Genomic DNA, 10,501 nt, shown 5'->3' on the forward strand with positions numbered 1-10,501 from the left:
CGCCGAGGTGGAAACCGCCATGAGCAGGACCGGAACCGAGGCGACCGCCAGCGCAGCCCGCCCCTTAGAAATCTTAAACATTCGAAATCCCCCATATACTGAGCACAGTATTATTATGAACTATCGCCCGCCCACTCGGCTGGTCCCGGATGTGCGGCGAATTAATCCCTGCGAACTCTTTGACACTATCCAGGGATAAGCGGGCGCTCAACAATGTTGATGAAGATTTGAGGTGGAATGAGAAATTCCGCTTCCTGATTCTTCCGGCACGACACCCAACGGAACAATTGGCCGCTCGTCAGCCCGCCGGGCCAAACAATCAACGCGATGTTCTCCGCCCAGCCGTATTACGACAGTTGGCGTGCGAAGCCATCAATCACGGGTCTCCGGGGGCTGCTGGTGTACGTCAGCAGACCAGAGAGCGGGCGGTGCCCGTACACGGCCGCCGTCACGGTCCGGCGCGGAGGACGCAGGGCCGTTTCTGCGGTGAACCCAGCCACCCGCGCGGGTGAGTTGGCTACTCGGGGGCTGTCGCCGCTAGGCAGTGTCTGACGGCTCTTGCCCCGGGTGGTGGATCTGTTGCCGTTGTGGGCATGAGTCGGTCATGGTGCGTCGGCATGAACTGACGAATGCTCAGTGGGAACACATAGCTCCGTTGCTGCCTGAGAGGGGCGGGCCGGGTGGTCGTTGGGCGGATCACCGGACCGTCGTCAACGGTGTCCTCTACCGGACACGGACCGGCATTCCATGGCGTGACCTGCCCGAACGCTACGGATCCTGGCAGACCGTCTATGAACGCCACCGCCGCTGGTCGGCTGACGGAACCTGGTCGAAGATCCTGCGGGCGTTGCAGGCCGGCGCCGATGCCACCGCCCGGGACGCGGACGGCTCGTGGGCGGTGAACGTCGACTCCACCAGCTGCCGGGCCCACCAGCACGCGGCCGGGGCCCGGCACAATCCGCCGGACGACCACCCCGAAAAGGGGGTGGCACGCGTGTGGATCCAGAGGGCCGCGAGGCCCTGGGACGCTCCCGGGGCGGACTGACCAGCAAGGTCCATCTCTGGCGGACGACCGCTGCCGGCCCCTGGTCTGGCTGACCTCGCCCGGCCAGCGCGGGGACAGCCCGATGTTCATCCCGCTCATGGAGGCCCTGCATGTGGCCCGCACCGGACCCGGACGGCCCCGCACTCGCCCGGACCGGACTCGTGGCGACAAGGCCTACTCCAGCCGAGCCAACCGCGTCTACCTGCGTAAACGGGGGATCAAGGCAACGATCGCTCAGCCGGACGACCAGCGCGCCAAGCGCCGTCGGCGCGGCCGGACCGGCGGCCGCCCGACGGCCTTCGACCGAGAGCAGTACCGTCAGCGCAACACCGTCGAACGCTGCATCGGGAAGCTGAAGCAGCACCGGGCCGTCGCGACTCGATACGACAAACGCGACTACATCTTCAACGGCACCCTGGCCACAGCGGCCATCGTCATCTGGCTCCGCGACCTCATCAAAGAGCCATCAGACACCGCCTACTCCTCCGGTACCGAGATGCGGGCGCGCAGCGGCTCCAGCAGGGCGTTCACCTCGCGCACGCCGTCCGCCGAGTCCAGGCGCAGGGCCGTGTCGGGTTCGGCGAGGAGCGGACCGCCCGCGCAGCGGTCGCCGAACAGCTGGAGGGCGGCGCGGGGGCGGCAGCGCTTGGACTGCCAGAGCAGGCCGTCCGCCCGCGCGCAGTGCTGCCGGATCAGCCGGGCCCAGTAGCGGGTCTTGGCGTAGTCCTCCTCCTCGCAGTCCACCAGCCAGGTGTCCTGCCAGACCGCGGCCAGGCCCTCGGCGGTGGTGAGGTCGACCAGGGACAGCTCCGCGGTCGTGCGCAGCACCGACAGGCGGTAACGGGACGCCTGCGCCCAGGGCACGAGGCGGACGCCCGTGGCATCGTCGAACTCGATCGAGCGCAGCAGCACTTCGGACAGCGCGGTCACCGGATCCAGGGCGGCGTAGAGGTAGGGGTACGGGTCCTTCTCCGTGGCGTCGAACCGGCTTCCGCGGAAGAACTCGTGGGCGAGCTTCGGATTGAAGGCGGCGGCCTCGTAGCGGTCCAGGTGCAGCCGCCACAGGCGGGTGCCCGCCGGCAGGGTGCGCGTGAGCGGTTCCATCGGCAGTCCGGTGGGCGGGATCTGGCGGGTCATGCGTCGCCCTCCACCAGTTCGCGTGCGGCCCGGGTCAGTTCCTCGTCGGGTACGGAGCCCAGGAGTTCGGCCGGCACACCGCGCAGCCAGCGGTTCTCGCCCAGCCACCAGTCGGCCGCGCCCCAGGGGTCCCGGTCGGCCATGAGCAGGCGGTTGATCAGGCCCACCACGGGCAGCGGCCGGGTGGTGCCCGACGCGAACTGGAACCGCGGGTAGCGGTCGCCGAGGTCCGGGTGGTGCAGCCGGATCAGCCCGGGATCGCCGGGGGCGGCCGTGATCTCGCCGGCGGCCAGGGCGGGGGCCGCCAGCAGCCGGGTGCGTACCGGGTGGGGATCCGGCGCACCGCGCAGCGTCGCCAGCAGCGCCAGCACCGGTACGCGGTCCACCTCCGGGGCGGCCGGAGCGTCGACGAAGCGGACGCCGTCCCGCAAGGCCGTGGTCACGGCGTCCTCGTCGGGCAGGACGCGCAGCAGCCGGCGCATGCGGCGCAGCGCGGCCTGTACGGCCTGCGGGTCCACGGCGTCGGCCAGGCCCTGGAGGAGGGCGGCCAGTTCCTCCCGGTCGGCCGGTTCGAGCGCCGCGAGGATCCGGGGCCAGTGCTCGCCGAGCAGGGCGACGAACGCGTCGGGTGTCATGCGGCGGGTTCTCCTTCCGCGTGCTCCTCCGGCCGGGGGGCCGGGTTTCCCTGGTGGATGAAGGCGCCCCAGAAGGCGGGGCCGGACAGTTCCGGCCGGGCCGCGGTCCGCCGCAGATGTGCTGTCAGGCCCGGTACGGGTGGCCGGACCGGGGGCGGGGCCAGCATCCAGCGCTGGGCCGCCCGCAGGGCGTCGGGCGGGGCCAGCCCGGCCGCCACGTGGTGGTGGAACACGGTCATCAGCACGGCCGAGGCGTCGTCGCTGACCTGCCAGCGCGAGCCCACGGCGTCCGCCGCCAGGCCGTGCACGAAGGCGGTGGTGACGGTCAGCGCCTCGTCGTGGTCGCGGGTGCTCAGGTCGGTCTCGCAGGCGCTGAGGACGACCAGCGGCCGTTCGGCCTCGTTCGGACCGGCCGGGGTGTCGAGCAGTCGCGTCACGGACAGCCGGCCGGCCTCCGGGCCGGCGCTGGCGGGCCGGCCCAGTTCGAGCACCGAGGAGCCCGGGTCCGCGCCGGCCGTACCGTGGCAGACGAGGTGGACGACGGCCACCGGGCGCCCCCCGGGCCCGCGCCCGCCCAGCAGCCCCAGCACCTCGGCCGGAGTGCCCTGGGGCAGCGGCGGTTCGAAGGCCCGGGTGTCGAACTCCCCGAACAGCAGCGCCTCCGGGTAGTACGCGTCGTGCACGGCCAGCACCTCGTCCTCGGCCATGTCGAGACCCCCGGGTACGCAGACCAGGGCCTGCCCCCGGGTGAGCGGGAGCCTGCGGGTCCCCACCGCGCGCAGGAACTCCCGCCCCGAGGCGGCGTACGTCAGCACGACCGGTTCGCAGGCCCGTACGGTGGCCGGCGCACCGGCCCCGCGCCACCGGTCCGGGACGGTGATCCGGGCCGCCTGCCAGGGCACCACGCCCAGGTTCCCGCAGGCGACGAGGGCGAGGCGCACCGGTGCGGCGGACGGCGCGGGCCCCGCACCGGTGAGCAGGCCCGCCTCCCGCAGCCCCCGCTCCCACAGGCCGAGTTCGTCCAGCAGCGGCCCCATCACCCCCGCTCCGGCCCAGTCGCACACCGCGTCCAGAGCCGCCTCCCAGCGCTCCGCGCCGCGCCGCGCCGAGAACCGGGCCGCGGTGGCCTCCAGGTAGGCGGCGACCGGGGCGCGGCCCGGCCCGGACAGGGCCGGCAGCGGCAGCGCCCGCGGCGTCCGGTCCGGCTCCAGCACCAGGGCCCAGCCCTCCTCGTCCCCCTGGCCGGGCAGCAGGTACACCAGCGCGTCGGAGCCCGACCGGGCGACCGCGTCCCGCAGCGCGGTGGTTTCGGGTACCCCGTCCTGCCCGCCGCCCCGGCCGCGCAGCAGCTCCAGGGCCCGGCGGCGCAGCGCGCTGGGCAGTTCGGGCCCGTGGGACGGCGCGTCGAGCAGTGCCGTCAGCAGTCCGGCCGATCCGCCGTCCGGCGCCGCGGCGCCCGCGCCGGTCCCGGCGTCACGCCACTGCCGGGCCAGCTCCTCCTCCCCGAGCGCGGCGAGGCGTTCCGGCACGGTGGCCGAGACGGCCGCCGCCGCGAGCACGAGGGCGCGGCCGGCTTCCAGACAGAGCACCGCCTGCTCCGGGCGGCCGCTCCGGACGGCCCAGGAGGCGGCGACCAGCCCGCGTGCGGCGCCGCCGCGGGCGACCTCCAGCCCGTGCTGGACGCCCTGTTGCAGCAGTACGTCGGCGGCCGTCGCGCTCAGCGAGTCGCGCGCGTCCGAGACGGCCCGCACCAGATCGGGGCCGGCGCCGCGGCCCGCCCGGGTGGCGTACCCCTCGGCCAGGTCCCAGTACAGGGCGGAGGCCACCTGAGCGGTGGGGGAGGACAGCTCGTCGCGGGCCCGCTCCAGCTCGGCGAGCACCTCGTCCAGCAGGGCCGGCTCGGGCGCGGCCCGGTACTGGAGGGTGAGCGTCATCGCGATGCCCATCCGGGTGCGGATGTGCTGGTCGGCGAAGACGGGGGTGTCCAGGAGGGCGGCCCGGGCGCGCTCCACCGCCGCGGCGACCCGCTCGGGTTGCGGGTCGAGGAAGGAGGTGAGGGCCAGCAGGGGCGCCCACAGGGCGTCCATGAGCCGGCGCATGAAGGGCTGGGCCTCCGCGGCCGCGTACGCCTGGTCCAGGTGGTGGGCCGCATGGCGCAGGGCCCCCGTGTCGGACGTGATCTTCGCGAGGGCCATGTGGGCGTAGCCCAACAGGAAGAGCGGCATGAACCGCTGCCGGTCCGCCGCCCCCGGGGGCCTGCCGTGCACGTCGGCCGACCCGGTCCCGTCGGCGGCCCCGGTCCCGTCCGGGGAACCTGGTTCGTCCGGGGCGTCGAGTTCGTCCAGGAGGTCGAGCACCTCCTCGATCAGCGCCTCCAGGGCCGGTACGTCGTCCGCGTCGGAGGCCGCCGACAACCGCGACATCAGCAGCAGGTGCCGGTTCGAGTTCAGCATGTCGTCGGCCCCCGGCCGGCCCGGGGGCCGCTGTGCGACGAGGGGGCCGACGCCGGGCGTGAGCGATTGTTCGAGCAGTTGCCCGGCCACGGCGAAGTCCAGCCTGCTGCCGCCGGTGAGTGCGGATCCGGTGAGCAGTCCGGGCAGCACGCCCCGAACGAACCAGGCGAAGTCCTCGTCCTGCGGGTGCTCGTCGGCGGCCTTGCGCAGCAGGCGCAAGGCCTCCTGGTACTGGCCGGCGTCGCCGGTGCGCCCGCCCAGGAGCGTACGGGTCACCGCGAGCACGGTGTCGGAAATCTCCAGGCCCGTCTTCGGCGCGGGACCGGCGGCCTCCCCGATCAGGTCGGAGATCTGCTCCGTCGAGAGCGAGCCCGGCTGGACGATCTCGGCCATCAGCCCCATCAGGGGGCGCAGTTCCAGCTGCTCGTCCGCCGTGGGGGGCCGCAGACCGGACGCGGGCAGGTCCTGCGGGGACGCGGGCACCATCTGGCGCAGCATGGTGACCAGCGGCGCCATCGGGCCCAGCAGATCCGGGTTCAGGGTGTCGATCCGGCCCATCAGGCGCTGGAGCCCCGGGCCGTCCTGGGTGGTGAGCGCCGCGTGGAGGTCCGTCTGGAAGGCCAGGAGGGCGGCCATGTCCGCAGGCAGCCCCCCACCCTTGCTCGCGGCCAGTTCGTGGGCGAGTCGTTCGATCTCGGGAGAGGACTCCATGAGCCCGGGGCCGTCGAGGTGCTCCGGCACCGATGCGTCCAGGATGTTCTGCACCGCTTCCATGCTCAGCGGTGCGCGCGCGCCGAACCGGCCGGCCAGCAGGATCAGCAGGTCCCGTGCCGCGTCCGTGTGCCGCTCCGCATCGAGCGGGGCGCCGGCGCGGGCCCGCCGCAGCAGGGCGATGGCCTCCTTGCGGTCGGCCTCCCCGCGCCCCTCGGTCCAGCGGGCTCCGATCAGCGCGCCCAGTCGGGCGAGGACCAACGGGAGCACCGCATCGTCCGGCGGCCGGTCGGCCAGATCCGGCAGCAGCAGCCGGATCTCCTCGATGAGCGCGTCCCGTTCAGCGGCCGACGGACCCGGCGCGGGCTCCTCCGCGACCGGCAGGACCCGGGCGCCCTCGGAGCGGCGCACCAGCTCCCGGGCACGGTCGGCGAGTTCGTCGGCGAGCGGCCCCGTGGCTTCGTCCTGTGCCCCCAACACCCCTCCCAGGCAAGCGGATCCGGACCATCATCACCCGATGTCCGTTGCTCCGGAGGGTGGTTGTGCACGCCCGCGGAATCCGCCCGGCAAACGACCGGGGTGCGCCCGGGACGGCCGGACGCTCCGCCGGTCCGCGTGGCAGCATCGGGATACGGGGGCCAGGCGGACCGGTCCGGCCTCCGCCCGGTCCCTCGCCCCGGAAGGCGGCCGCCCGTGACCGTGCTCCCCTACCTCGAAGTCACCGCCGCGTCGTACGCGGCCTCCTACACCACCGGGCTGCGGGTGACGGGCACGGTGGACGGCGCGGTGCTGAGCGGCGCCTGTCCGCGCTGTGCCTGCCCGTTCGACTTCTCGTACATCCGCCGCGTCTACCGACACCGGCCCGCCGGCGGCCGCTACGCCGGTGGGCAGGACGCGCACGCCCTGCGGGTGCCCGTCCTGTGCGTGTGCGAGACGGCCCACGCGGGGCGGCCCGCCGATGAGGAGGGCTGCGGTGCCTACTGGAACATCCTGCTGGAGCGGACGGCGCCATGACCTGGCGGGCCCTCCCCGGACCGGCCGGGACCGCGGCCGACCGGCTGGCAGCCCGCCGAGGGCGCCTGCTGCTGCACGGAGAACTCGCTCGGGTCCGCGCATCGGCGCTGGCCTGGCGGGGCGGACTGGGCGCGTTGCTGGCCGGACTGATCGGCTTCGGCCTGCTGAAGGGGCGCACGGACGTGGGGGCGCTCGCCGGGCCGTACGGTGCGGCGGTCGGTGCGCTGTTGCTGTGCGCCCTGCTGTGCGGGATGGCCGGCGCGGTCCTGCTGCTGCGCGCCGCCCACGGCCGTCCGGCCGCCACGACACTGCCCGTACCGGCCCCGGGGACGCTGCCCGCCGACCCGATCACCGCCGGGCACGAGGAGGCGCTGCGCGCCGCACGGGCCCTGACCCGCGGTGTGCTGGCGACCCTGGCCTGTGCCGCCCTGCTGACGGCGGCCGTGGCACTGACCTGGTACGGCCCGGAGAAGGACGGCCCGCGGTCCGCCGTCACCTGCTCGCCACCCAGCAGCGCCCTGAAGTCGATGTCGGAGTCGTGGGTGTCGACGGGTGGTCGCTGATCGATCCACCGGTGAGCGCGACCTCCGTCGCCGGGCGGGGGTCGAGCCACATGAGCGGGTCGACTGTGGGCTTGTCCGCGGTCGCCACTGCTGAACGGGGCGGATTCGAAGAACCGAGAGGCACGGCCCCGCGCATGTCGGACGGTCTTGACCGGGGTCGGGGGCGCGCGGAGACTGGACGTAGTACGTGTGCGACGTAGGTGTAGCCGGTACACCCTTCGACGGGGCGCCGGCGGCGGCGAGGTCACGGCCGCGTGACCCGCACCCATACCTCGAGCCGGCGCTCCGCGCGGGCGGTGCGCCGGTGCAGTCACAGAGGGGAGGCCGCGCGATGGCCCTCCACAGACTCCAGCACCACCCCGTGGGCCCGGTCCGCACGCGCTTCTGGGCGGAGACCGCCCTGGGGAGCCTGTCCGGGCTGCTCTTCCTGGTGACGCTCGTCCGGCGCGACTGGATCGAGCTCCTCTTCGGAGTCGAACCCGACGCCGGAGGCGGCGCCCTGGAGTGGCTCATCGTGGCCGTTACGGCCCTGGTCACCGTCCTGTGCGCCCTCGGCGCGCGGATGGAGTGGCGCAGAACCCACCCGGCCGGCGCGCACGCCTCGCGGTAGCGGAGCCGGGCTGAGGGGACAGGAGGATCGCCATGCCCGAGGACGTGAGGGAACTCATCCGGAAGGCGCCGCTCAGCTTCGTCGGTACGGTCACGCGGCTCGGTGACGCGCGCGTGGCGGACGTACCGGTCGACGAACGGACGGCAGTGGTCCAGGTGGACGCGGTGCTGCACGCACCCGACGCCTTCAAGAAGCTCGCCGGCAGCGAGGTCACCGTACAGCTGTCGGCGGAACTCGACCCGCCGGCCGTCGGTGACGCGGTCGCCTTCTTCACCGACGGAACGGTCTACGGCCTGGGGCTCGCCGTCCACGAGGTCGGACGGCTGCCCGCGGACGCGGTCCAGCCGCACCTCTCCCATGCGGCCCGGAGCGCCGACGCGATGCCGTTCTCCGCGCTGGAGCGCGACATCGAGGACGAGGACATGGTCACGCACGCGGACGAGGCGGACGCGATCGTGATCGGCGTCGTCGTGGGCCTGGAGCGGGCCGGTCGCGGGGCGGCGGGCGGCGAACGGGCCGGCGTCGAGGACGTCTCGGAACACGCCCCCGACTGGTGGCTCGCGCACCTCGACGTGGGGCACGTGGAGCAGGGGGAGGTCGCCGAGGGGGCGCTCACGGTGCTCTACCCGAACAGCCGGGACTCCCGCTGGTTCCAGGCGCCCAAGCCGCGCGCCTCGCAGGAGGGGATGTGGATGCTGCACGCCACCGAAGGCGCGCTGGCCGAGTGGGCCCCGTTCCAGATCCTTCACCCCGATGACTACCAGCCGGTGCAGAAGCTCGACACGCTGCAGGCACGGAGGTGAGCGGACATGCCCACGCTCAAAGTCGTCAACATCACTCCCGTCTCGCTGAGCGGCGACCGCACCCAGGACGCCGAGCCCGACCTCGCGGTCAACCCCGAACACCCCAATGAGGTGGTCGCGACCGCGTTCACCCCCGACCCGATGGGAGGCCCCCTCGCCCCGATCTACGTGTCGACCGACGGCGGCGACACCTGGATCCTGAGGAGCGTCGTCCCCGGTGGCACGCCGAATCAGGGCACCGGGGACATCTCGGTCAGCTTCGCGGCCGAGGGAGGCGCCCTCTACGCGGGCATCCTCAACGCCAAGGCCTCCCTGCAGGACATCCTGCGCATGCAGATCCTGCGCTCGCCCGGCATCTCCTCGACGGCGCCCATGGAGGTCCTCGTCTCCCGGGACATGCCGGACCAGCCGTCGGTGGTGGCCGGGAGCTTCGAGGTCGACGGAGTCACCCGCGACCGCGTCTACGTCGCCAACAACGACTTCGGGCGGAGCCCCAGGACCGCCGCCGTGGACGTCTCCGACGACGCCCGCACGGCACCGGCGCCCGCCGGATTCGCGCGCAACCGCATCGAACAGCGCACCCCCCTCGGCCGCCAGGACGGGCCGCCGGTACGGATCGCACTGCACCCCGAGGGGACGGTCTACGCGGCGTTCGAGAGCTGGGAGGACGCCACCAACGGCGGGGGCGACATCGTGAACGTCACCTTCGACGTCGTGGTCACCCGTGACGACGACGGAGGCGTCGGGGCGAACGCCTTCCAGGACCTCAAGGACGCCGACGATTCGGCCATCGGCCAGCGCGTGGCGATCGGGCGGGTCGAGAAGTTCAACGCGTTCATGGGCCAGGAGCGCCTCGGCGGCGATCTCGCGATCGCGGTGGACCCCACGGACGCGGCCCGCGTCTTCGTGGCCTGGTGCGACCGGGTCGGAGCGTCGGCGGGGGTCGGCTGCATCCTGCACGTCCGCGGTTCGACGGACTTCGGGCAGACCTGGTCGGACGACGTCCGCAGCGTCGTCAACGCCAAGAACCCGGCGCTGGCCGTGAACACGGACGGCCTGCTCGGACTGGCCTACCAGCGGTTCGGTCAGGGGCAGTGGGCGACGGTGCTGGAGCTGACGGCCGACGACTGGCAGACCCCGCCGGAGCGCCACGTGCTGCATCAGGCCCCGGCCAACGTGCCCACGGCGCGCTTCCTGCCGTACCTGGGCGACTACATCCGGCTGCTCACGGTCGGCCGCGACTTCTACGGGGTGTTTTCGGGCAACAACACGCCCGACCACGCCAACTTCCCGGAGGGCGTGACGTACCAGCGTCACGCCGACTTCGTGAGCCACCAGTTGCTCGACCTCGACAACGTGACACGGGTGCCCCCGTCCATCGACCCGTTCTTCTACCACCGGACCGCGTAGGCCCCAACTCGGCGGAACCCGGCGAAACCTGGTGGGGGGGGGGGGGGGGGGGGGGGGGGGGCGGGAGGGGGGGGGGGGGGGGGGGGGGGGGGGGGGGGGGGGGGGGGGGGGGGGGGCGTC

At 73.5% G+C, this 10,501-nt stretch carries 8 protein-coding genes and 1 pseudogene; 6 read left to right on the forward strand and 3 right to left on the reverse strand.

Going from position 1 to position 10,501, the window contains the following annotated elements:
* Positions 1-604 precede the first annotated feature (604 nt).
* Positions 605-1,493: pseudogene (locus tag ACZ4UB_RS37930) on the forward strand (IS5 family transposase); the annotation flags it as partial.
* A gap of 29 nt (positions 1,494-1,522) precedes the next feature.
* Here ACZ4UB_RS37930 and ACZ4UB_RS37935 read toward each other — a convergent pair.
* From ACZ4UB_RS37935 to ACZ4UB_RS37945, 3 genes are read right to left on the reverse strand one after another with little or no spacing between them, the layout of a single operon-like run.
* Positions 1,523-2,182, reverse strand: coding sequence for an RES family NAD+ phosphorylase (locus ACZ4UB_RS37935; protein ID WP_468077598.1), 660 nt, complete (start codon positions 2,180-2,182; stop codon positions 1,523-1,525).
* On the reverse strand, positions 2,179-2,817 hold the full coding sequence (locus ACZ4UB_RS37940; RefSeq protein WP_468077600.1) for a hypothetical protein: 639 nt from the start codon (positions 2,815-2,817) through the stop codon (positions 2,179-2,181). The genes ACZ4UB_RS37935 and ACZ4UB_RS37940 overlap by 4 nt, the downstream gene beginning before the upstream one ends.
* Positions 2,814-6,458, reverse strand: a complete 3,645-nt coding sequence (locus tag ACZ4UB_RS37945) for a CHAT domain-containing protein (RefSeq protein ID WP_468077602.1) — start codon at positions 6,456-6,458, stop codon at positions 2,814-2,816. Before ACZ4UB_RS37945 ends, ACZ4UB_RS37940 begins: the two co-directional genes overlap by 4 nt.
* A 216-nt stretch (positions 6,459-6,674) precedes the next feature.
* Between ACZ4UB_RS37945 and ACZ4UB_RS37950 the strand changes: the two genes are divergently transcribed.
* The 5 genes from ACZ4UB_RS37950 (at position 6,675) to ACZ4UB_RS37970 (ending at position 10,381) form a co-directional block, all read left to right on the forward strand.
* Complete coding sequence (locus ACZ4UB_RS37950) at positions 6,675-6,995, forward strand: hypothetical protein (protein WP_468077604.1); 321 nt, start codon at positions 6,675-6,677, stop codon at positions 6,993-6,995.
* Positions 6,992-7,558 (forward strand): hypothetical protein, encoded by a 567-nt coding sequence (locus ACZ4UB_RS37955; protein ID WP_468077606.1) that lies wholly within the window; start codon positions 6,992-6,994, stop codon positions 7,556-7,558. Before ACZ4UB_RS37950 ends, ACZ4UB_RS37955 begins: the two co-directional genes overlap by 4 nt.
* Positions 7,559-7,889: 331 nt before the next feature.
* The gene (locus tag ACZ4UB_RS37960; RefSeq protein WP_468077608.1) at positions 7,890-8,168 is read left to right on the forward strand and encodes an ABC transporter permease; all 279 of its coding nucleotides are present in this window, start codon (positions 7,890-7,892) and stop codon (positions 8,166-8,168) included.
* Between the two features lie 32 nt (positions 8,169-8,200).
* Complete coding sequence (locus ACZ4UB_RS37965; RefSeq protein ID WP_468077610.1) at positions 8,201-8,971, forward strand: hypothetical protein; 771 nt, start codon at positions 8,201-8,203, stop codon at positions 8,969-8,971.
* A gap of 6 nt (positions 8,972-8,977) precedes the next feature.
* Positions 8,978-10,381 carry a hypothetical protein gene (locus ACZ4UB_RS37970; protein WP_468077612.1) on the forward strand — a complete coding sequence of 468 codons (1,404 nt, stop codon included), beginning with the start codon at positions 8,978-8,980 and terminating at the stop codon, positions 10,379-10,381.
* Positions 10,382-10,501 lie beyond the last annotated feature (120 nt).

It is taken from the genome of Streptomyces sp. NPDC028419 (genome assembly GCF_055565515.1).

Bases quoted from the DNA above. Each gene is read 5' to 3' on its own strand.
- ACZ4UB_RS37965 (WP_468077610.1), top strand. From the start codon at position 8,201: ATGCCCGAGGACGTGAGGGAACTCATCCGGAAGGCGCCGCTCAGCTTC.
- ACZ4UB_RS37960 (WP_468077608.1), top strand. From the start codon at position 7,890: ATGGCCCTCCACAGACTCCAGCACCACCCCGTGGGCCCGGTCCGCACG.
- ACZ4UB_RS37940 (WP_468077600.1), bottom strand. From the start codon at position 2,817: ATGACACCCGACGCGTTCGTCGCCCTGCTCGGCGAGCACTGGCCCCGG.
- ACZ4UB_RS37970 (WP_468077612.1), top strand. From the start codon at position 8,978: ATGCCCACGCTCAAAGTCGTCAACATCACTCCCGTCTCGCTGAGCGGC.
- ACZ4UB_RS37935 (WP_468077598.1), bottom strand. From the start codon at position 2,182: ATGACCCGCCAGATCCCGCCCACCGGACTGCCGATGGAACCGCTCACG.
- ACZ4UB_RS37955 (WP_468077606.1), top strand. From the start codon at position 6,992: ATGACCTGGCGGGCCCTCCCCGGACCGGCCGGGACCGCGGCCGACCGG.